The sequence below is a fragment of the Alkalihalobacillus phoenicis genome (assembly GCF_047302405.1).
Taxonomy (GTDB): Bacteria; Bacillota; Bacilli; order Bacillales; family Bacillaceae_D; genus Alkalihalobacillus.
In genome coordinates, this window is sequence record NZ_CP154853.1 from 2,577,121 (window position 1) to 2,599,280 (window position 22,160).

The 22,160-nt window shown below is 38.3% G+C and carries 16 protein-coding genes; 6 read left to right on the top strand and 10 right to left on the bottom strand.

All coding sequences use genetic code 11. The features are described 5' to 3' along the window. The first annotated feature begins 373 nt into the window (after positions 1-373). Positions 374-1,504, top strand: a complete 1,131-nt coding sequence (locus tag AA0017_RS12360) for an IS110 family transposase (protein WP_413374752.1) — start codon at positions 374-376, stop codon at positions 1,502-1,504. Positions 1,505-2,257: 753 nt separating this feature from the next. Then, on the top strand, positions 2,258-4,411 hold the full coding sequence (locus AA0017_RS12365) for an AAA family ATPase (RefSeq protein ID WP_413382580.1): 2,154 nt from the start codon (positions 2,258-2,260) through the stop codon (positions 4,409-4,411). Between the two features lie 140 nt (positions 4,412-4,551). On the opposite strand, the gene AA0017_RS12370 is transcribed toward AA0017_RS12365, so the two are convergent. From AA0017_RS12370 to sigY, 6 genes are read right to left on the bottom strand one after another with little or no spacing between them, the layout of a single operon-like run. After that, positions 4,552-5,322: an ABC transporter permease gene (locus AA0017_RS12370; protein WP_413374754.1), complete on the bottom strand. Its 771-nt coding sequence runs from the start codon at positions 5,320-5,322 to the stop codon at positions 4,552-4,554. Further along, complete coding sequence (locus tag AA0017_RS12375; protein ID WP_413374755.1) at positions 5,319-6,209, bottom strand: ABC transporter ATP-binding protein; 891 nt, start codon at positions 6,207-6,209, stop codon at positions 5,319-5,321. Before AA0017_RS12375 ends, AA0017_RS12370 begins: the two co-directional genes overlap by 4 nt. 12 nt (positions 6,210-6,221) lie before the next feature. Beyond that, positions 6,222-6,422, bottom strand: a complete 201-nt coding sequence (locus AA0017_RS12380; RefSeq protein WP_413374757.1) for a PLD nuclease N-terminal domain-containing protein — start codon at positions 6,420-6,422, stop codon at positions 6,222-6,224. A 3-nt stretch (positions 6,423-6,425) separates the two neighbouring features. Continuing rightward, positions 6,426-6,662: a transcriptional regulator gene (locus AA0017_RS12385; RefSeq protein ID WP_413374759.1), complete on the bottom strand. Its 237-nt coding sequence runs from the start codon at positions 6,660-6,662 to the stop codon at positions 6,426-6,428. Beyond that, positions 6,659-6,988: a YxlC family protein gene (locus AA0017_RS12390; protein ID WP_413374761.1), complete on the bottom strand. Its 330-nt coding sequence runs from the start codon at positions 6,986-6,988 to the stop codon at positions 6,659-6,661. The genes AA0017_RS12385 and AA0017_RS12390 overlap by 4 nt, the downstream gene beginning before the upstream one ends. Further along, on the bottom strand, positions 6,978-7,523 hold the full coding sequence (sigY, locus tag AA0017_RS12395; RefSeq protein ID WP_413374763.1) for an RNA polymerase sigma factor SigY: 546 nt from the start codon (positions 7,521-7,523) through the stop codon (positions 6,978-6,980). The genes AA0017_RS12390 and sigY overlap by 11 nt, the downstream gene beginning before the upstream one ends. Positions 7,524-7,730: 207 nt before the next feature. Here sigY and AA0017_RS12400 point away from each other — a divergent pair, with 207 nt between their 5' ends. The 3 genes from AA0017_RS12400 (at position 7,731) to AA0017_RS12410 (ending at position 10,448) form a co-directional block, all read left to right on the top strand. Continuing rightward, on the top strand, positions 7,731-8,927 hold the full coding sequence (locus tag AA0017_RS12400) for a dicarboxylate/amino acid:cation symporter (RefSeq protein WP_413374765.1): 1,197 nt from the start codon (positions 7,731-7,733) through the stop codon (positions 8,925-8,927). A 208-nt stretch (positions 8,928-9,135) separates the two neighbouring features. Then, positions 9,136-10,065 (top strand): nuclease-related domain-containing protein, encoded by a 930-nt coding sequence (locus AA0017_RS12405; RefSeq protein ID WP_413374767.1) that lies wholly within the window; start codon positions 9,136-9,138, stop codon positions 10,063-10,065. Between the two features lie 17 nt (positions 10,066-10,082). Continuing rightward, on the top strand, positions 10,083-10,448 hold the full coding sequence (locus tag AA0017_RS12410; RefSeq protein ID WP_413374769.1) for a hypothetical protein: 366 nt from the start codon (positions 10,083-10,085) through the stop codon (positions 10,446-10,448). Between the two features lie 147 nt (positions 10,449-10,595). Here AA0017_RS12410 and AA0017_RS12415 read toward each other — a convergent pair whose 3' ends face one another. The 4 genes from AA0017_RS12415 to AA0017_RS12430 form a co-directional block, all read right to left on the bottom strand. Beyond that, positions 10,596-14,327, bottom strand: a complete 3,732-nt coding sequence (locus AA0017_RS12415; RefSeq protein WP_413374771.1) for an alpha-amylase family glycosyl hydrolase — start codon at positions 14,325-14,327, stop codon at positions 10,596-10,598. Positions 14,328-14,549: 222 nt separating this feature from the next. After that, positions 14,550-17,291 carry a GTP-binding protein gene (locus AA0017_RS12420; RefSeq protein ID WP_413374773.1) on the bottom strand — a complete coding sequence of 914 codons (2,742 nt, stop codon included), beginning with the start codon at positions 17,289-17,291 and terminating at the stop codon, positions 14,550-14,552. 425 nt (positions 17,292-17,716) lie between these two features. Next, complete coding sequence (locus AA0017_RS12425) at positions 17,717-18,325, bottom strand: transglutaminase-like domain-containing protein (protein WP_413374775.1); 609 nt, start codon at positions 18,323-18,325, stop codon at positions 17,717-17,719. Between the two features lie 13 nt (positions 18,326-18,338). Beyond that, entirely contained in the window at positions 18,339-19,160 is an 822-nt protein-coding gene (locus AA0017_RS12430) for a GNAT family N-acetyltransferase (protein ID WP_413374777.1), read from the bottom strand. A 1,200-nt stretch (positions 19,161-20,360) separates the two neighbouring features. Between AA0017_RS12430 and AA0017_RS12435 the strand changes: the two genes are divergently transcribed. Next, on the top strand, positions 20,361-22,142 hold the full coding sequence (locus AA0017_RS12435; protein WP_413374779.1) for an ABC transporter ATP-binding protein: 1,782 nt from the start codon (positions 20,361-20,363) through the stop codon (positions 22,140-22,142). Positions 22,143-22,160: the final 18 nt, after the last annotated feature.

Consider the following 22,160-nt stretch of genomic DNA (forward strand, 5'->3'; position numbering starts at 1 on the left):
CCTTTGTGACGTTACTGAACAAACAGTCAATAACCAAAAGGGCCAGAGAAACGCGTAGGGTATACAGTAGCGGAGGAAACCAACTACTCTTTTCTCGCTTCTGAGCCAACGTAGAAGCTCGAGAAAAATCAATTGAAATATTCACTACTATTTTTGAATCGAATGGATTTTGGTTAACCAAAACGGAGGCAGCGGAATGTCCGGAGACTCCTGCGGGATTAGTGAAGGACGGGAGACCCCGCAGCGTTTTGCGAGTTATCATGAACGAAACTAGCCCCTTACTCGTAACAGCGTAGGTTAATTTGGTTAGAATGATTAACAGAAGAATTAACCAAACCAAATCAGAGCTACATTACGAAAGGAGCTAGTTATTATGAAGGATACCATAAAATACGTTGGTTTAGACGTATCAAAAGAAAAAATTGCGGTAGCGGTGGCGGAAGAAGGTCGGGATGCCCCTCGTTATATGGGGATGATTCCGCATATACCAGAGGCGATTAAAAAGCTTATCAAAAAATTAGGAGAGGTCGACACGCTCCGTTTTTGTTACGAAGCGGGACCGACTGGATATGGGCTGTATCGCTTATGTGTATCTTTAGGGGTCTATTGTGAGGTGATCGCTCCCTCCTTGATCCCCCAAAAAGCAGGAGACCGAGTCAAAACGGACAAAAGGGATTCTTTAAGGCTCGCCCAACTTTATCGTGCGGGAGAACTAACGAACATCTACATTCCGACGCCTGAAGATGAAGCGTTACGTGATTTAGTTCGAGCACGTGAAGATGCCAAAGAAGATGAATTACGTTCCAAACATCGCTTAACAAAGTTTCTCTTGCGTAATGAAAAGCGTCCACCTGAAGGGGTGAAAAAGTGGACGAAGAAGTATTACGCTTGGTTAGATGCTTTGACATTTGAGCACCCAAACTTAAATCTCGTTTTTCAAGAGTATTACCATCAGTTAAAAGAGTTGGAACAAAGATTGAAACGATATGAGGAAGGAATCGAACAAGAAGCAGAAGAAGGCGTTCATGCATCAGCTATTCAAACGTTACAATCTCTCAGAGGGGTTGCTTTAATCACGGCTGCGAGTCTCGTGGCAGAAATAGGATCTTTTGAACGCTTTGCCACCCCAAGGCAATTCATGTCCTATGTCGGTTTAGTACCGAGTGAATCTTCAAGCGGAGATAGAAGGTACCAAGGGAAGATTACCAAAACGGGAAATCGTCATGTCCGTCGCTTATTAGTAGAATCGGCCTGGAGTTATCGTTACCAACCAGCGGTAAAAGGTCGTTTGAAAAAGAGGTTGGAGAAGCTTGATCCGTCCATACAAGCTCTATCGTGGAAAGCACAGAATCGACTGAACCAGCGCTACTATCGTTTATTATCGCGTGGAAAAGAAAGTGGGAAAGTCATAACAGCGGTGGCAAGAGAGTTAGCAGGATTTATTTGGGCTGTTAGCCGACATGTGCCTAGCACCGCCGCTCAAAGCCAACTAAACAAAGTATAAGAAATCAACAAAATAGAGAAATCAATATCAACTAGATAAGAAGGATAGGGCTCGAAGGCAAAGAGTAACACCGGGAAGGAAAATCCACGTGCCTCCTCTGTGCTATCCCGTTTTAGGGAGAACGCACGCCGCGAGTTAGTGGAATGGCCTTTATACGGAAAGATACTATGTGAAAACCCACGGATATCAGGATGAAAATCGTCGTTAACGTTTTTGCCTTCGTGCCGTGTCCTTTTCTTCACAAAGATCCGACTTTTAGGAGGGAATAAAAGACGATTATCTTTAGCTAACCTTAAGTGTCTCAACTACTTAGAAGGCCAGTCAAGGAACCCGCTTGACAGACCTCCTAAGAGTTGAAGTGGAGTAGTTAGGCTAAAGAAAGGACATTGAAAGCCTAAAAGGCTCCAAGCCATCCATTTTTAAGAAGCAAATACCGCTTCTCTAGTTAAGATTGGCCAAAAACGGATAAAACCTTGGTTATGAGGAGGGCCCTTGACAGTTTCGTTCATATCAGGAGGCTCCCGACTCACCCGCGGAACGCGTAGGGCATGCAGCTGACGGAGGAAACCAACTACTCTTTTCTCGCTTCTGACCAAACGGACTTCGCTTTATATTCAATCTAGCTGCGTCCGTTAGAACCTCGAGAAAAATCGCCCATCTGAGTGAAGACAAAAAGCGTCTTCATCAGCTGTTCTTATTTTTTCTCGCTTCTGACCAAACGGACTTCGCTTTATAATTAAGGAGGAATTTATGATGATGTGTCAACATTGCAAACAACACGAAGCAACTGTCAATATTCGTCTACAATATAATCAAGAGCAACAATCCATACAGCTCTGCCAAAAATGTTATCAAGAAATACAAACAGGAAATAAAATGTCATCAGGATTTAGCGAAGGGTTTCCAGATTCTATGGAGATAGATGATTTTCTACAATCCTTTATGAATGGTTCCAAGCAGCCATTTCAACCTGGGCAAACAACACATGCCAAAACAGCACATAACAGAACTGGCGGTGGATTTCTAGACCAATATGGTCAAAACTTAACGAACGCTGCCAAAGCGGGATTAATCGATCCAGTCATTGGACGTGATGAAGAAGTCGAACGAGTGACGGAAATTTTAAACCGACGGAATAAAAACAATCCTGTCCTCATTGGAGAACCAGGTGTCGGAAAAACAGCCATTATCGAAGGTCTTGCCTTAAAAATTGTGGAAGGAAATGTGCCTGAAAAACTTAAAAATAAAGAGGTTATTTTACTTGATGTAGCTTCACTCGTTTCTAATACAGGAATTCGTGGGCAGTTTGAAGAACGAATGAAGCAATTGATTTCTGAATTACAACAAAAGAAAAATGTGATTCTTTTTATCGATGAGCTTCATTTAATTGTTGGAGCAGGATCTGCGGAAAGCTCAATGGATGCAGCGAATATTTTGAAACCTGCCCTCGCTCGTGGAGAACTACAACTTGTCGGGGCTACGACCTTAAAAGAATATCGCAACATTGAAAAAGATGCCGCATTAGAGCGTCGATTCCAGCCTGTAACCGTAAATGAACCAACAGCAACCGAAGCAATCGAGATTTTAAAAGGCATTCGTTCCAAATATGAAGACTATCATCAAGTAACTTATAGCGATGAAGCTCTTACTGCTTGTGTAAACTTATCAGCACGTTACATTCAAGACCGTTTTTTACCAGATAAAGCCATTGACCTTTTAGATGAAGCAGGCTCTAAACAAAACCTAAAAGCTGGAATGACAAGCCAAAACGACATAAACAAACAGTTAAAAGAAGTAGCTCATAAAAAAGAGCAAGCTCTTCGACAAGAAGATTACGAGACAGCAGCCAAATTACGTGATGATGAAGCTTCTCTTGAGAAGAAATTAGACTCTCATCATGAACAAAACCGCCCAACAGTTGACGTTCACGATATTGAGCTTATTATTGAAAAGAAAACAGGGATTCCAGTTGGAAAAATCAAAAAAAATGAAACAACCAAAATGAAAAGCTTAGCTCCTCGTTTAGCAGAGAAAGTCATTGGCCAAGTGGAAGCTGTTGAAAAAGTAGCAAAAGCCATCCGTCGTTCCCGAGCAGGCTTAAAAGCTAAACACCGTCCAATAGGCTCCTTCCTGTTTGTCGGTCCAACTGGTGTTGGAAAAACTGAATTAACCAAAACTCTAGCCGAAGAACTTTTCGGGTCAAAAGATGCGATGATTCGCCTGGATATGAGTGAGTATATGGAGAAGCATTCTGTATCCAAATTAATCGGTTCACCCCCTGGCTATGTCGGTCATGAAGAAGCTGGACAATTAACGGAGAAAGTTCGTCGCAAGCCATACTCGATTATACTATTAGACGAAATCGAGAAAGCTCATCCGGATGTTCAACATATGTTCTTACAAATTTTAGAGGATGGTCACTTAACCGATAGCCAAGGCCGCAAAGTAAGTTTTAAAGATACCGTGATTATTATGACAAGTAATGCCGGAGTTGCGACAAAAACGATCGAAGTTGGGTTTGAAAAAACGAACGAAGCGATAAAAGAAGCTTCCGTCCTTGATTCACTTTCAAGCTTCTTTAAACCAGAATTCCTTAACCGTTTTGACAACATTATCGAATTCAAGCATTTACAAAAAGACAACTTGATTCAAATTGTCGAGTTAATGTTAGAGGAACTAAAGACAACAGTGGCCGAACAAGGAATCACAATCGAAGTAAGTGCCGCTGCCAAGACAAAATTAGCCGAGCTTGGTTATCACAAAGCATATGGTGCTAGACCATTAAGAAGAACAATTCAAGAACAATTAGAAGACCGTATCACCGATTTTATTTTAGATGAAGAAAACATGAAAAAGATTACGGTCGATGTTTCAGAAGATGAGATTATTATTAAAAATCAAGCTTAATTGAAAGAGAAATTTCATATAAAAAACGCCAGAGGGATAGACCTTTGGCGTTTTTGAATAAAATTTATACATCCATCCTTTTAATAATAGAAGGTCAAACAATTACCAGAAACAAGGCTTTCTTATAGTTAAAATCAGTACTAAAACAAACCACGTTTCAATCGCCAAACCGCTCCGCCAAGCAACAAGATGATAAACACAACTGTACAAATGAGAGCCGTCCATAAACTAGAGGTTGGATCACTGATTAAGATTTGACCTGCTTCTGTTTGTAAATTCGTAGGACTCCACTTCATAAAAGCGGGCATCAATGAACTCGTTAATGCTAATACGGCTAATATACTAATACTTAATCCAGCAATTCCTCCCCCATTTTTTAATAAAACCCCACAAAATAAAGTGAGTGCTAGTACGAAGCAAATCCATAGCATGTAAATGAGAAAACTCATTAATACTTTTGTAATATCGACCAGCGAAAATAATTCAGCTGTATAATACCAAGTGAGAAAGTAACTTAAAAAGAAACTAACACCAAAAATAGTAAGTGCCCCTAGCCATTTACTGAGAATATACTCAAATTCAGACACAGGTCGAACCATAATAAAAGTCAATGAGCCATTATTTCGCTCAGCAGAGACGATATTCATTGAAGCTAACACAAAAAGTAAAGTACCTAACATTCCAAATTGTGAGAGTGTTCCCATTAGCACTTCAGCTGCATCGGGAGTTGGAATATTAATAACCGCACCATCTGGTAAACCACCAGCTACTTCAAGCAATTGCGGCATATAATAAAGACTTAATGGCTGAGAAATCCCAAGTATTATGAGTGCGACTGGTAACCAAATCCATTTACCATTCCGGAGGCTTTCTGTAAATTCTTTTCGGACTAAAACTAAAACGGAATTCATCTAGTCAGCACCTCCATATACGCTTCCTCTAGCGTTGCTTGGTTCGCATTAAAATACAAAATGGTGTGCTGATGTTCTAACAGCTTTTGCCAAAATAAACTTGGGTTCGTATTAGGTTCAACTGTTAAAACCACTTCATAATCACTGATATACTCTATTTCTACTTTTTGGGAAACCTCTTCAAAAACTCCCTTAATTGGCTCTTTTGTTTTAATTTTGATTTTTGATGTTTTTAGACTATCTCTTAAATCAGTTAAAGTACCATCCCACCTTAATTCCCCATCCTTTAACATCAACACCTCATCACAGACTTGTTCGGCATCATGCAAAATATGCGTCGAGAAAAGGATCGTCATTTCCTTTTTCATTTTTCGAATTAAATCAAGCACTTCCCTTCTCCCCGTCGGATCGAGAGCTGAGACTGGTTCATCTAAAATTAATAAAGGAGGCTCATGCAAAATCGCTTGAGCAAGACCGAGTCTTTGTTTCATCCCTCCAGAGAATCCAGCAATCCTTTTCTTTTTGACTTTTTCTAAGCCAACAAAAGCTAACACTAAATCAATTCGTTGCTGTAATTCTTGCTTTGACATCGCCGAAAGTTCTCCACTCAGTTTTAGAAATTCAACTGCTGTCATCCATCCAAATAAATGAGGTTGCTGTGGCAAAAAGCCTATAAGCTCTCTTACATCAGCTACATCTGAACCGAAACGAATGGTTCCTGATGTAGGTTGTAATAACCCTGCAAGCATATTGAGTGTAGTCGTTTTCCCCGCTCCATTTGGTCCTAATAAAGCAATACATTTGCCTTTTTTTATTTGAAACGAAAGCTCCTTAACCGCTTTTTCACCCTTAAATTCTTTCATTAACTCTTGCACTTGAACGAGCATCGTAACTCCCCCTTAATCAGCTTTTCTACCGATAACAAAATACAAAATCGGTCCTAAAATATTAATAAAAATAATAATCAGAACCCACATCCACTTCGGACCATTTGTTGCTTCCTGCTTCGAACAATTAAACAAAGCAAATACCATTAAAATAAGTTGCAAAATAATAATCGGTGTTACTAAAGACCAATTAATCTCATTTAAAATTTCCATTTTTTAAACTCTCCCATCTTGTTTTTTTAACTTTTTTTTGTGCGGAATATAAACAAATAACAAATAAAACAAAGTCGGCATCGGTACTTGAATCAAGCCCCATAACCCCCAAAACCAAGGGTACTTATTTCTTTTTTTTGCATTAATAAACAAAAGGATACTTTGAGTCAAGAGGGTGATAATTAGAAGGGGAATGAGCACATACAATTCCAGATTCGACAAGTTTGTCAAATCATTCATGACAACCGCTCCTCCCTTTGTTTATCTTTTTTAAATAAAACTAGCCAAATAATGGGACCCATTAAAACGGCAAATACTTGAATCATTATAAATAAAAGGACTGACTGGAAAAGTGTAAAGAGTGTGATGCTTAACAATATTAATGCTGTGATAACAAATAAGAGAAGCTCACGAATCAATTGTTTTTTCTTTTCTTTTACAAATAAGGCGACTTGCTGCCCCACTTCAAAACGAGAAGGGAAATGGTGATCACTTAATTGTTCGAGCTGATGCCAATCTTTTTTGAGATCATGAATGATTCGTTTTTCTTGCTGATCATCTTTCATCTTCATTCCTCCATTCCTTTCTGATCTTCTTTAAACCGTTGTGGACACGTGATTTAACCGTACCTTCTCGTAATTGGAGCATTTTGGCAATCTCATCGTATTGATAGCCATAATAGTGTTTGAGCAATATGGGTACCTTGCTATTTGCATCTAAATCATTAAATTCAACAAAAGTCTCACTCCAGCTTATCCCCTGTTTATCAGCCTTCCAGTTGAGCTGTCTTGAGAGGGCCTCTTTGATTTGTTCTATTTTTGCCTTTTCTCTTTTTCGCTTACGTAAATGATCTAAATATTGTCTTGAGGCTATTGAAATGAGCCATGTTGAAAACTGACTTTCTCCTTTATAGGAAGCTAACTTGAGATAGGCTTTTAGCATTGTTTCTTGAGCCAAGTCCTTACTCAGCTCTTCATTAACGGAGAGCTTCAATAAATATTTAAAAAGAAAAGGGTAGTGTCTTTCATAAAGGTCCGTATATGCTTCTTCATTTCCTAACAAAACTTTAGCAATTAATGCCAAATCCTCTACTTGTTCCATAAGACACCCCCTTCTTTTTTTTGCTTCAACTATATGACGTTCTTAAGTTCTTATTCGTTCAAAATAATCTTAAATTTTTCACCCTTTAATTAATTCACTATTCTGAATAAATAAATTGCTATTGTAATATTATTTCATTCATGTAAAACTTGAAACTGAATTCGCTTTCTGCAATACACACAAAAACGATCATAAGGAGCAACTAGAATGAAACTAATACTTAAGTTACTTGCTGGGATTATCGTCGGGATTTTATTAGGGTTATTTGGTCCTGATTTTATTATTCGCCTTCTTATCACCTTTAAAGTGCTTTTCGGAAGTTTTATTACCTTTATTATCCCATTTATCATTCTCTTTTTTATTGCTAGTGGAGTAGCTGGACTTGGTAAAAGCTCAGGCAAACTTGTTGGTTCAACTGTAGGTATTTCATATGTATCAACCATTTTTGCCGGTGTATTAGCGTTTTTAGTAGCTGTAAATGTCATTCCTTTATTATCAACTACAAATCAAGAACTTGTTAGTGGTTCTGCATTAATGCCATATCTCGAGTTGGAAATTGCTCCATTAATGGGTGTTATGACTGCCTTGATGATGGCCTTTGTTTTCGGTATCGGAGTCACAAAAGTGAAGGGCCAATGGCTCAAGAATATTTTTGATGAAGGAAAAAATATCGTCGAACTTGTTATTGCTAAAATTATTATTCCTTTACTTCCATTTTATATTGCCGGTATTTTTGCCGAAATGGGTTCTGAAGGGACTGTATTCGCCACCTTAAAAGTATTCGGTGTTGTTTTATTAATGGTTATCATTTTACATTGGGTTTGGTTAATGATCCAATATACCGTTGCTGGAATCATGACTAAACAAAACCCATTCTCGATTTTAAAGAAAATGTTACCTGCTTATTTCACTGCACTTGGTACGATGAGTAGTGCAGCAACGATCCCTGTCACACTACGTTCTATCAAGCAAACAAAAGTGCGAGAAGGAATTGCCAACTTCGGAGTTCCACTTGGAGCATCGATTCATTTATCAGGTAGTATGATCACCATTACACTTTGTTCAACGGCTGTAATGATGATGTTACCTGGCCTTGAAATACCCACTCTTTTAGAGATGCTTCCCGTAATCATTATGTTAGGTCTTGTAATGGTTGCCGCACCAGGAGTTCCCGGTGGAGCCGTAATGGCCGCTCTTGGGGTGTTAACTTCCATGCTTGGATTTACTGAAGCCGCTATCGGATTAATGATTGCTCTCTATATGGCACAGGATAGCTTTGGTACAGCTGCTAATGTTACCGGAGATGGGGCCATTATCACCCTAGTTGATAAATTTGCCAAAGAAGATATTGGACAAGAGGTTGAAGAAGGAGAGTTAAGTGAAGTCGCAGCAACAAAAGAGTAATCTTAGATAAATCTATTATCACTATCGTCTTAATAATATCTTAAAAGCTCAAAGTATCCTTAAAATACTTTGGGCTTTTTTACTTTCAACCATTTATACTCCTTTTTAGTTGGAAAGAAACTCTGTTAAATATCTCCACAAAGTTATAGATACCCCTTATCCTCACCTTTAAAATAAGGATAACTATTTGTTTTACAAGGAGGATGTGATGATCATAAAACAACAAACTAAACCGCCACAATTAAATTTACTTGAACATTTAATTGTACGACACAGTAGTCTTGATGAAAGCTACCATTCGGAATATGAACGTATCCAAAAAGGATTTTTAGGAGAAATAGAATTTGCTCAATTTCTCCAGAAACTTCCCGATGAATGGTTACTTTTTCATGATTTATTACTAGAAAAAGATAAAAGTGTCTTTCAAATTGACTCACTTGTAATATCACCAGAGAAAATATATCTTTTTGAAGTTAAAAATTACGAAGGCGATTTTATTTTTAGTCAAGACCGTTTCTACAGCATTAACAACCTCGAAATTCAAAACCCACTTGACCAAGTTAAACGCAGCGAAACATTTTTACGACAATGGTTTCAAAAAAACAAACTTCATCATCCACCCATTACTTCTTACGTGATTTTTATTAACCCTCGGTTTTATTTATATCACTCCCACCAAAACTCCTCAGCCTTTATTTTTTATAGTCAACTCGAACGTTTCCTTACCAAAATACAAAAGCAAACAAAAACAATGGCCTCTTTTCATACTAAATTATCTAAGCAGCTTTTAGCCTCACACTTAATTGACAATCCTTATACTCGGTTACCCGAATACAAATATGAAGAAATAAACAAAGGAATTGTCTGTAAAGGCTGTCGTTCTCTAAACACTTTTTTCAAAGGAAAGTCTATCCATTGTAAGAACTGTTTAACAAAAGAAAAGTTAAACCATGCCGTTATTCGTACAACACATGAATTCATGCTCCTTTTTCCTGATAAAAAAGTAACAACCTATGCTATTTGGGATTGGTGCAACATTGCTAACACATCCAAAAGATCTATTCGCCAAATATTAACAACTTACTTTCAAAGAGTTGGTCAAACGAACAACTCCTATTATATTAAACCACCATTTTAATTGCATTGATTGCTCGAATGGTTATCTCTAACTCTGCCTTACTTGGCTTCCTCCTTCTCCTCCCTCCTATTTTTACGCCGAACTACGCCTGGCTCGGCTTTTTCCTTCTCTCTCTTCCTCTTTTTACGCCGAACTACGCCTGGTTCGGCTCTCCCCTTCTCTCTCTTCCTCTTTTTACGCCGAACTACGCCTGGCTCGGCTTTTTCCTTCTCTCTCTTCCTCTTTTTACACCGAACTACGCCTGGCTCGGCTTTTTCCTTCTCTCTCTTCCTCTTTTTACGCCGAACTCAACCTTACTTCGGCTCTCCCCTTCTCTCTCTTCCTCTTTTTACGCCGAACTCAGCCTTATTCGGCTTTTTCCTTCTCTCCCCTCCGCTTTTTAAGCCGAACTCAGCCAAACCTTACTTCCCCACAAAAAACGCCCAAACACATCCCCCCTCCAGAAAGAGCGTCAATGTTTGAACGTTTTAACCAATATCCACCTTCAATTAAATCTAGTTCCTCTTACCCATCCAAAAATTTCCAGCCCACTAAGAAATCACCTTTCTCCGCTTTTGTATAAAATAGAGCACTCCACCACTCGCCAAAAGAATCACACCTACTAATAGCCAAGTGTAAAAATTCGTGGCCGTTTGTGGCAACTTTCCTGAGTCGGTACCATCTGTTTTACCGTTACTTTCATTCCCTGAAGTCGTTCCGTTATTCGAACCACCAGCACCTGGAGCCCCCACGTTTTCATGACCGTCATCGTCTTCATTATCTTCTTCAGGTTTCTGCCCATGATTTTCTTCTCCATCATCTGAACCATCTTCTTCTAAACACTGACTCGCTTCGCCGTTAACTAACATAACTGTCCCACCATCAGCAATTGCTGGAAGTTCCACAACAGCCTTACCATCGACTACCGAATAAAGTTGGCATCCGTACAGATCGGTCACAGATTTCAACTCATCAGACGTAACCTCTACTTCAACTTCCACCGCTTCTTCATTCGTATTTAAACCAATCACGATGGACTCATCACCATATGCACGTTCAAATAATAAAAATCCTTCTTCATCACTACCCGCGATCTGATTACGTACACCTTTTGCAAATAACTGTGAGTAGCCTTTTCGAATATTTAATAACGTTTGATAATGAGCGTGTACTTCATTACCTTCCACTTCATCCCATGCCATATCATAACGATTATCATAATAAGGGTAATTATCTAAACCAGATAATCCTAATTCTTCACCATAATAAATGACAGGCTGGCCTTTAGCTGTGATTTGCAAGGCGGCTGCAATCATTAGTTTTCCTAAATCACCATCTACTGACTCTAAGAACCCAGCCTCATCATGACTACCTAAAAACTGTCCTAGTGTTGCTTGATTGCTAAGCTTAGCATTACGTTCTTCCAATAAACTTTGAACACGCTCAAGTTGACCATTAGCAAAGTCTCTTGCTAAATATTTAAACTCAAAGTCCAATAAGGAATCCATCATACCCGTTCCTAAATACCCGAAATCTTCATTTTGTCCGGCACCCCAAGCTTCACCAATCATTTTAAATTCGGGCATTTCTTTCGTTAACTCATTTTTGAACGCCATCCAAGTTGTATCTTCTACATGCAGCACCGTATCAACTCGGAAATAATCAATTGTATTGCCATTCGGTGTTCTTGACTTCTCAATCCAATCAACTTGCCATTCAATAATTTGTTCCCTAACTTCTGGAACTTCTGTTAAAAAGTCTGGTAATCCAGCTAATTCTCCTTGAATCGTATCCGTACCACCTGTGCGGATCATGCCTGCAAAACGCTCACGGTCTTCATCTGTTGGGAAATAAGGAATATGCTCATTTCCAGCATCCGATTCTTTTAAACCATAACCTGTATGATTTAAGACGACATCAAGCATAATTTTCATTCCACGTGCATGGGCTTCATCGATTAATTCATGAAAATCTTCCATTGTCCCAAAATGAGGGTTCAATTCCTCAAAATTACTAGCCCAATAACCATGATATCCGTAATAAGGTGTTTCTGGATCATCATCATGCCTAACATCATATTGGATGTTTTCAACGATTGGATTCATCCAAATTGTATTAATCCCTAGGTCTTCCAAGTAATCTAATTTTGCCGTTATTCCTTTTAAGTCTCCACCTTGATAAGTCCCTCTTTTTTCTGTATCATAACCAATTCCATAAGGGTCATTATTTGTTTCGTCTCCATCGAAGAAACGGTCAATTAAGAGGAAGTAAATTTGAGCTTCATCCCAATCAAAATCTGAGTCTCCAATAAATTGTCTCGTTTCAATCGTTAGCTCAGCTTCTCCTTGATGCGTGTTGCCAAATTGGTCTACTGCATAAATCGGGATCGATTTTACTCCTGTCGTTACAGTATGGTCAATCCCAATCGTTACTTCCATTAATTGTGGATCAATGGCCACCTTCTCTTTTCCACCAACGCCACTTAAGTCTGCAAAAAGCTCTTGAAACTCAACTTCTTCTTCCGTTTCAATTTCAGTTTTTAAGACCGCATTTTGATTATAATTTATGGATGCTGGCTCAAACTGTCCAGAAACCTCGACATCAGGAATATCATAATAAATGACTGATTTTCCATCGACCGTATTATAAGGATCCGATACTTCTCTTTCCACACCGTCAATCGTCACAAAAAATCTATACTCATGATTCCCTGACCCAACATCCCGAAACGTATAAACAAAACGTTCATTATTTGCTTCATAGTCCATTGGGTAACGCTCGCCCATAAAATGAAGCTCTACTTGATCGATTGTATCCATCCTATTTTCATAATAAAGCTCTTTATCGCGATAATAGAAAGTGACATTCCCGTTCTCAATAATGGGACCATTCACCTCTGGGACAATATCAAAAGGAATTTGGCCGCTAGTCACATACACCTTTGTAACCGGATCGTTTTGATTTAAATGAATAAAACGGTCTGGCTCGACATCTTTAATCGCTGTATCCCAGTTTTCACCCTTTCTTAACACAAAACCAACTTGTTCAGCCGCAGAACTAACGGCTATTTCTACATAAGCTTTTCCATCTTTTATATCAGTAAAATCAATTTGATCATCTTGAGCTCCTGTTCCCCAAACCCAAATATTCCAATCATCATAGTCGTTATCCGAACGCTCATAGTAAAAACGAATATGACGCTCAAGTTCGTCTGCTTCATTTTCTAACGCAGCTATGGCTTCTTCTTCACTCCAATAAACACTAGAACTCCCTTGAATCATCCAAACTTCCGCACTTGATTGAGCACTTGGAAGCTCAATCACTCTTTCAGTATCTTGAGATTCCCACTCTCCTAATCGAGGAATGACTTTTAAGTGGTTTTTAGGGAATTCAAACGTACCCCTAGCAAAGTCATACTGTCCATTTACCGTATAAGTTTCACTAAAATGATATCCCGACGGCTCTAATCCACCATCAAAAATCCAAAGTTGCCAATTATTTAATTCATTATCTACTCGGTGGTAATTAATCGTATACTCATACATATCACCAATTATTTCCACATTTTTCTTAACCGATTCATTTCCTTTTGAAGCGATCAGTTCAAAGCTTTGTCCTGCTGATGCTTCTGCTAAAATACTTAGCTCTGCCCTATTTAACTGAACACCGGCAACTGATGTGCCTAAAGTCCAATGAACACCGTCTGCTTCTGTTACCTCGCCATTTTCAGAAACTTCATTCGCTATTAAAGAATAATCATTATTTGGCTCCACTACATGCGGAACAGAATGTAAATGCATCCCTGCAATGATAAGCTGACTATTGCCATTTACAATTGGATGAGGGTTTAATGGATCCTCGACCCAATCTCCACCATTAACAATAAACTTATATTCATAAACACCAGCAGATAACCCCTCGACTAACAAAGTCCAAAGCCCTGACTCATCTTTTTCTAATGGAAGAGCTCCATCCTGCCAATCGGTAAAGCTACCCGCAACTTGAACCGAATCTGCCTCAGCATTTTCATATTGAAAAAGAACCGTTTTATCATCGTTAACAACTGGACTAACATCATGATCCGTGGCGATGGCTGTTTGTTGTGGTATGTAACTAGAAAAAGCAGAAAATACCAAAATAAAGGCCATTAGAAATGAAAAAATTGAACGACTGCTCCTTACACTCATTTTACCTTCTCCTCTCATTGTCTCTTTTTTATATGGATGGGCTAAAAACCCTTCATCCCAATAACCCCACCGTGCAACCGTTTGCACAAATACCACTAAAAATTCCCTTACTTAAGAAAAAATAAAACAATAGTCACCCTGAATGAAAACGATTTCATAACTTATCTTAAACTTACTATGTTTCCTACCTTTTTTCAAGGTTATTCTGAATATTTAACCAATCATTTTGTTCAGCAAAATAACTTTGAATAAAAACAGCAAAAGACCATCTCAAAGGATGAACCTTTAAGACAGCCTCATTTATATGCTATTGGCTTCTTACACCCTCATTTCCAACGCTCGTTTATCACTTGTCATCCATTCATATTGACGAACGCGTACTTGAAATAATGTAAGTGGGTCACGATAGACTTCTGGCGCTGATTTAAGTGTCCCAATCGCTTCATTATTTGTTTCGATTTCACTTTCGGCGTCCTTAACTGCTCCATTTAAGATGTTAAATGGATGTTTAAAGAACATCTGTACATCACGTTGTAATCCTCTTTCGAACAACTCAAATTGCATTAAAAATTGAGTTGAAATATGACGAGCTATTGGTGAAAAGTCCTCACTACTAAAGAACTTCATATACATCTTGTATAGCATTGATTTGTTTGGTAGGGCACCAAATAGTTTGCCAGAGCTTTTGAGAACTAGTTGTGATGGGCTCATTCGATTAAAGATATTAATTGGTTCAATCGCTACTCCTGCTGACATTCGTTCAACATCACGATGCCAATCATCTAAAATACGGAAATCCCCATCCATTTTGAAACGCTCATGTTGATACAACTTATTAAACCCATCCGCCATTTCTTTCAAATAAGATTGGCTCCGGATAAAAGCAACATTTGAAGTTTCTAGCCATCTTTGGAAAGCATTCGCAAACTTAGGCATAATCGTTCGATCCAAATAAGTTTGTATCTTACTATTAATCTCTTCGTTTAAATGGGCTGGTAAAGCTTTGAAATCACTATTTTCTTTTACGTAGCTTGAACATTCTCGAATAATTTCAGGAATGGCCTTTTCAATATCCTCTTTCATTTCTTTTCGGATGTTCTGATAAGAATCTTTTATTAAAGCACTCTCTTCTTTTTCAAGATCATTTAATTGATGAACAGCTGCTTTTAATTTCTCAACCATATCTTCATTCCATGTAACCGAGTGAAGATGTTCTTTTTCCATTTCAGCACGCTGTTCAAATAAATGTTTAATCGTTTCACGAATAAAGTAAAGGATTTTTTCATTTCGCTGTTTTTCAAGAAGCTCTACATCCGTTATCGTCAAGAAAAAGTCAGCTACATTACGCGTATTCGTCTGTGGAGTAAATGAGTGTAGTTGAGCATTAGGGAAATAGTATTTCACACGTGATTTCGTTTCAGTTAAAATACGTTCCTCTTCAAATTCACTATAAATCCCATCCATTTTATTAAAAATAAAGTGGAGCGGCATTTCTGGGAATTGTGATTTCATTTTTAATAAAAATTCACGCTCATGGTCCGTAAATGGATGATTGCCATTCAACACAAAAACAAAACAATCCGCTACAGGTAAATATGGAAGCCATTGCTGATTATCCACATCTTTTCTTGAAGCGATTGGCGTATCAATTAAGACAAGTTCACTCTCAGATAAAAACGGACTTGGCCACTTCACTTCTAACATAGAGAACCCTTCATTATTTTCTTGTCTTTCCAAAGTGAAGACTTCTTCTACTTCACTTACTTCTTCTTCATCGATTTGATCTTTTGCCTCATCAATTTCGATGATCTCTTCAGCACCATCCTTTAAAAAGATAAAAGAGGAATGCTGTTCAGGAATATTTGTTTCCCCCACGACATCATCTAAAAAGGATTTTTTCGCCCCAACAGACGCTCCAGCAATTAACACATGCTTTTTGTCAAAATCAAGTAATTGTTGCATTAACCATCTTAGCCTTTGACCAACTTCCAGCTCATGTTTTTTAGCCCAATTAGAAATTTCTTGGAAAAGCATTAAACTACTTTCCAACGAATCCGATTGAACAGGTAAACTTTCCATTTTTTCTTTCGCTTGGTACGTAATTGCTTCTTCAAGCTGGCCGGGGAATAATTCATTCCAAGCTAATATGGCCGTTGTACTTAATAAATCATTGGCTTTTTTAGATAATTCAAACCAATTTCTCATATGAACTGGAATAATTGATTCAATTTCTCTAATAAAATACGTCCCACTTATTAACTCAAAATAAGTTTCCTCATACTTTTTCGATAAAAGTGGCCAATTCTTTTCACTACGCTCCTCATATTTTGCAAATGAGTCGTTAAACTCAACGAGCCAATCAAAATACAACTCCTCACCTTGGTAACTGGACCAAAAGGTCGTGACCAATTGCTCATATTTTCTTTGGTCTAGTACGGCAAGTTTAGTTAATAAACTCATAAAATAAGCTGGGCTTGTCGTAGTCGTTAAATTCTGCTTCACATAGTCAGATACTTTATCAAACCATTGCATTGACTCTGTTCTAATTGCTTCATTTACTGCCAGTTCTATCGCTGAACTATAATCACGGTATTGCTCAAAAAAAGCACGGGCAATCTCGGTTACATTAGGATAATCTGGATTTAAATCAACAGCATCCTTAATAATTTTCGCGGCATCATCCAACTTTTCCTCTTCCATATGAATGGAAAAAAGTTGTAAATACACTTCTGTTTTTAACATCTCATCTGTACTTTTGATTGATTGATACATCTTTTTCGCTTCTTTTATCAAGCCTTGTGCATCATAAGCATCCGCGATATTTTTTTGAGCCCAAGGAACTTTTTCCCCAGTAACCTTCTCCCATTTAAAAATCGCTGTCTCAAAATCTTTGTGATGAAAATAAAGCTCCCCTTGTCCAAAACGAATGTCATCAACTGTTACCTCACTCGTTTCATCTAGCTCTAAAGTTAATTCCGCTAACTGCTGAAGTTCTGATTTGTTTGTTGCTGGTTTCACTAATTTTTTATATAAATGTTTATTAATTAAATTTTTATCCATTTGATTCAATCCCTTTCCCTACACTTGACTTTATTGAGTTGATTAAATCTATTCCCGCTACTGGCTTAGCTTAATCTTAATTACAAGTTCAAGTACTCTTTCATCCTAACAGTAGTCCATTTTAAACAATATGTATATCCTACTATGGTGCGATTGTAACAAATTTAAATGTGTCGTTCTTTGCAGTTATGTTTCAATTTATCTACAAATAGTAAAAAACAAGACAAACTTTGACAAATTTCAATAAAGAAAAAGGAAAGGTCGATAAGAGTGTGGCTAATCCATCCTGTCCAACTCTCACTTTCCTAGCACATCCCATTCGAAAAAAAGAAAAACACTCAGTATAACGGGACTACCCTCTCTTTAAAAAAGGTTAATTCCTTACCGAATGTTTTTCTCATTCATTTTCTCTTTTCTTTTCGAACTTATAATTCAGCTGGTAAATAATGAACATAGATCTCTATCATATCCCGATGTGTTTGAAGAACCTCCATTGTTTTGGGATGAGGTTTCGAATAAATCGCTTCATACTCGATTTCACCAATAGCTGGGCGAACCTTAAAAGCTAATTTCTCTTCAACCAAGGAAAATCTCGCATCAATACCTTCTTTATTTCCTCTCGCATCTAAACGAATCCACTTTTGTTCTGACTCGATATACACAGCATTTAAAGCATGGATACAAAAACCTTCTTCAGGTGTATCAAATAACATCAGTCTTTGATAACAAAAGCCAGTTGGAATGCCTTCTCTCCTTAAAATCGCTGCTAATAGATTTGATTTTGCATAACAAATCCCCATACCATGCTCCAATACTTCCGAGGCAGTCCTTGTTACTTGACGATTTTGGATATCCCAAGAATGCGAGATCTGATCACGGACATAATGAAAGGCCTTCTCTACTTTCTCAACATCCGTCAGCTTACGATCAAATAATCGTTCATTTATTTTTTTTATTAGAGGGTCCTTGAAGCTTACTTCTTCTAATTCAACTAAGTAGTCCGCTAAATCCGGCGATTGTTGCCTTAACTGCACGACAGTGACCTCCTTACCTTATCGTAAAATAATCCTGAACTTCATATGTCTCAAAGCCACATTGCTCATACAACCTTTTCGCTCCTACATTCAATCCATCCACTTCAAGGAAGATATCAAGGTTCTGTTGTATGCCTTCTTGAACGACTTTAATTAACGCTTCTTTTCCATAACCCTTTCCCTGCTCTTCTGGAAAAATCGCAAACCCATAAATCCAACGTTCTTTTTCGTGCTGGCTCACTCTCATTTTACCAATTTTACGCCCTTCTACTTCTATTAGATACAGTTTGTTATCTTTATCAGTCAAAAGCTTTTCATTATATTTACGCGCTTCCTCTTTACTAAATTGAAAACAGGATACATCTAATGAGGCTAACAAATCAAAGTCCTCTTCAGTTGCTTCTACTAAAGTAGTCAACTCCGTCGTTAACCTTAATTTTGTATCTGTATTAAATTTCATTTGTCTCTCAGAAAAGGCTAACGGTAATTGTTGAGAATGAATCCACGCTTTGGCAGAGTCTGATAAGGCAGGAGTATTGATACACACTTTGATATCATCCTTTAATTCCACCTTAGCTTCTTCTAATAAGCTTGTAAAAATCCCTTGTGCACGATAGTCTGGGTCAACCATGCCACAAATTTCAGCTTTATTGCCAAAACGATAAATCGCTAAATAACCAACTAGTTGTTCATCCTCATATTGGAAAAAGTCCTCTTTACAGGAATCAGAGCGAGCTTCAAGCAATTCCCAATTTAATTTAAGCCGTATATTCTCATACTTTTCACAACGGTTTTGTAGTGTTTTTATCTCTTGAAGTTGTTCTCCTGTCAGCATATACATTCCCCTTTGATAAAAAACATTTTTATTTAATTATACCATTTTTCTGAAAATAATCACTCGACTGGCTAACAAAATACGGAAAAGCTCTTAGTTTTACTTAGTCTTCTTTGACATTTTTATAATTACATAACTCAACTTTCGCATCGAGAAAATCCGTTCCACTAGTTGGCAGAGCGAAAGGGAAGCTCTTAAACAAATGCCCTTGACACGTTTGAAAAACGAGAACGCACTATCACACCAAACGGATAAACTGTGCACCAAGAAAAAGATAATATAGGCCCTCCGGCTGTCGCTCCCAAACAGACACTCCGCGTCCTGCAGGAACCTCATGAGCCTCCTCAGCGTTTCACGCTTGCGGGGTCTCATTGGACGGTTTATTCCTGCGGGAGTCTCCGTGTCTGTTTGTCCGCTAGATAATGGAATCGAATCTAGGTTCGGTTTTCTCATTGAATAAAAAAACAGTCATGACTTCAACGTACATGAGCTTGAGAATGATTTTTCTCCTTCCATGACTCATTCCGTTACAGTTGTAAACAAATTCGTGTGGATGCTCTGTACGTTAGCTAGAATATCGAGCTTGTTTCGATTGGAATCCTGTCTTTTCATGACGGCAGACTTAGGAAAAAAATAGGTGGCAACGACCTATTTAGTTCTATAACCAACAAAGGGAAGAAGAAGGTCCTTCTGCGTTAGAAATAGCTGATTGAGAATGGCCCTATCATCAAGCATCTCCACGACACTTAGCGGACAAAACCATACGGAGACTCCCGCGGGAATAAACCGTGGAGCGAGACCCCGCAAGGCTTGCCGAGGAGGCTCGCAAGGTTCCCGCAGGACGCGGAGTATGGTTTTGGTAGCGACCGCCGAAGCGCTTCATTTAGTGAACAGTTTCCTTCAACAGCCTACGAAGAGATGTGTTCAGACTGTCAACGATTGAACCGTTCATGTAAAGTCAATTTGAATCTTATATCGCCCTAAAGTCAATCTCTATCAACGGTTAAGGGGCAATTATGCGCTGCGAAAGTTGAGTTACATAACAATAATATCTACACGATTATCCCGCCATTAACACAATATTCAAGCCTAAGAAAGAATTTTTTTGAAAAAAAACTTGCGCCTCCCGTTACGTAAGGGGCTATGATAAAAAGGCAGAATACCACTATGAAATACACATATTAAAGGAGCAGATATATTATGGAAGAAAAAGCAACCACCCCCCCTTCAATCAAACCGAAAGAGTTTTGGATGTTACTAAAGAAGTATCGCCCCGCACTCTGGGCCATCCTCCTAGCTCTCTTATTCGGCTTAGGTGAAACCGCAATGGCTTTACTCGTTCCGTTATTAACGATGAATTTAGTCGATGTTTTAGCAGAAGCTAGCTTCTCATGGCAATCGATTTCGACCTTAGTTATCGTATTTATTTTACAAGCGATTATGTCTGGTTTTTCCATTTATTTAATGTACTATGTTGGACAAAAGATGATCGCTGGTTTAAGAAATGATTTATGGAACCACATTTTACAGTTAAAGATTCCTTTTTTTGATAAAAATACATCTGGTGAAACGATGAGTCGGATGACAAACGATACAAATATCATCAAAGACTTTATTACGATGCAAGTCATCCCCTTTGTTTCTGGCGTGGCTTCTATCATTGGTGCGATGATTTTATTGTTTATTATCGATTGGAAAATGACTTTATTAATGTTCATTTCCGTTCCACTTGCCTACTTAATCATTATGCCGCTCGGCTCAAAAATGCTCAAAATATCAAGATCTTTACAAAATGAAACGGCTGGTTTTCAAGGTGATTTAGGAAGGGTCCTTTCTGATATTCGCTTAGTAAAAGCTTCAAATAGTGAAGTGATGGAAGAAGATATGGGGAAAAATCGAATTTCACATTTATATCGTTATGGCATGCGTGAAGCCAAAATTCAAGCCTTTGTTTCACCAGCCATGATGACCGTCATGATGCTCGTCCTTGTTTTAGTTATTGGTTACGGTGGTGTTCGAGTCGCCTCAGGGTCATTAACTTCAGGGGAACTAGTTGCTATTATCTTGTATTTATTCCAAATTGTTATTCCTTTTACGACATTAGCTGTCTTTTTCACCCAGTATCAAAAGGCTTTAGGAGCAACCGAACGAATTCAGGAAATTTTTCATGAACATAAGGAGCCTTACCTTCAAACCGGAACAAATCAACTGAATGTGTTTAAAAAGGCAGATGAGGTTGTTTCTCTATCTACCAAAGGAGCCTCTCTACATTTTCAGCAAGTTCATTTTTCTTACCAAAAAGACAAACCGATTTTACAAAACCTTTCGTTTAAAGCTGAAGCTGGAAAAATCACAGCTTTTGTCGGCCCAAGCGGTACAGGTAAAACGACGATTTTCTCCTTAATCGAACGTTTTTATGAACCTGTTACAGGTCACATTATATATGGAAAAGATGAAATAAAAGAGTTAGATTTACAAGCGTGGCGTCAAAAGATCGCCTACGTTTCTCAAGAAAGCCCGATGATGAATGGAACGATTTATGATAACTTAAAATATGGTTTATCAGAAGCTAGCGATGAAGCCATAGCAACAGCGATTGAACAAGCCAATCTAACTAGCTTTATTGATTCATTACCACAAGGATTACAAACCCATGTTGGAGAAAGGGGCGTCAAGCTATCGGGAGGACAAAAGCAACGATTAGCGATCGCTCGTGCCATTATGAGGGATCCTGAAATTCTCTTATTAGATGAAGCCACAGCCCATCTTGATAGTGCTTCGGAGAAACTCGTGCAGGATGCCTTAAATGAATTAATGCAAGGTCGAACCACCTTGATAATTGCCCACCGCCTTTCAACCGTCAGGCACGCTGACCAAATTATCGTCATTGAAAAAGGTAGTGCGAGTGGCAACGGAACCCATAATGAGTTAATGGAGAGCCATGATTTTTATCAACAACTCGTACAACAGCAGTTAAATTAAGAAACCATCAAAGCCATT

Coding starts and splice junctions, on each gene's coding strand:
- AA0017_RS12360 (WP_413374752.1), top strand. CDS start 374: ATGAAGGATACCATAAAATACGTTGGTTTAGACGTATCAAAAGAAAAA.
- AA0017_RS12365 (WP_413382580.1), top strand. CDS start 2,258: ATGATGTGTCAACATTGCAAACAACACGAAGCAACTGTCAATATTCGT.
- AA0017_RS12370 (WP_413374754.1), bottom strand. CDS start 5,322: ATGAATTCCGTTTTAGTTTTAGTCCGAAAAGAATTTACAGAAAGCCTC.
- AA0017_RS12375 (WP_413374755.1), bottom strand. CDS start 6,209: ATGCTCGTTCAAGTGCAAGAGTTAATGAAAGAATTTAAGGGTGAAAAA.
- AA0017_RS12380 (WP_413374757.1), bottom strand. CDS start 6,422: ATGGAAATTTTAAATGAGATTAATTGGTCTTTAGTAACACCGATTATT.
- AA0017_RS12385 (WP_413374759.1), bottom strand. CDS start 6,662: ATGAATGATTTGACAAACTTGTCGAATCTGGAATTGTATGTGCTCATT.
- AA0017_RS12390 (WP_413374761.1), bottom strand. CDS start 6,988: ATGAAAGATGATCAGCAAGAAAAACGAATCATTCATGATCTCAAAAAA.
- sigY (WP_413374763.1), bottom strand. CDS start 7,523: ATGGAACAAGTAGAGGATTTGGCATTAATTGCTAAAGTTTTGTTAGGA.
- AA0017_RS12400 (WP_413374765.1), top strand. CDS start 7,731: ATGAAACTAATACTTAAGTTACTTGCTGGGATTATCGTCGGGATTTTA.
- AA0017_RS12405 (WP_413374767.1), top strand. CDS start 9,136: ATGATCATAAAACAACAAACTAAACCGCCACAATTAAATTTACTTGAA.
- AA0017_RS12410 (WP_413374769.1), top strand. CDS start 10,083: ATGGTTATCTCTAACTCTGCCTTACTTGGCTTCCTCCTTCTCCTCCCT.
- AA0017_RS12420 (WP_413374773.1), bottom strand. CDS start 17,291: ATGGATAAAAATTTAATTAATAAACATTTATATAAAAAATTAGTGAAA.
- AA0017_RS12430 (WP_413374777.1), bottom strand. CDS start 19,160: ATGCTGACAGGAGAACAACTTCAAGAGATAAAAACACTACAAAACCGT.
- AA0017_RS12435 (WP_413374779.1), top strand. CDS start 20,361: ATGGAAGAAAAAGCAACCACCCCCCCTTCAATCAAACCGAAAGAGTTT.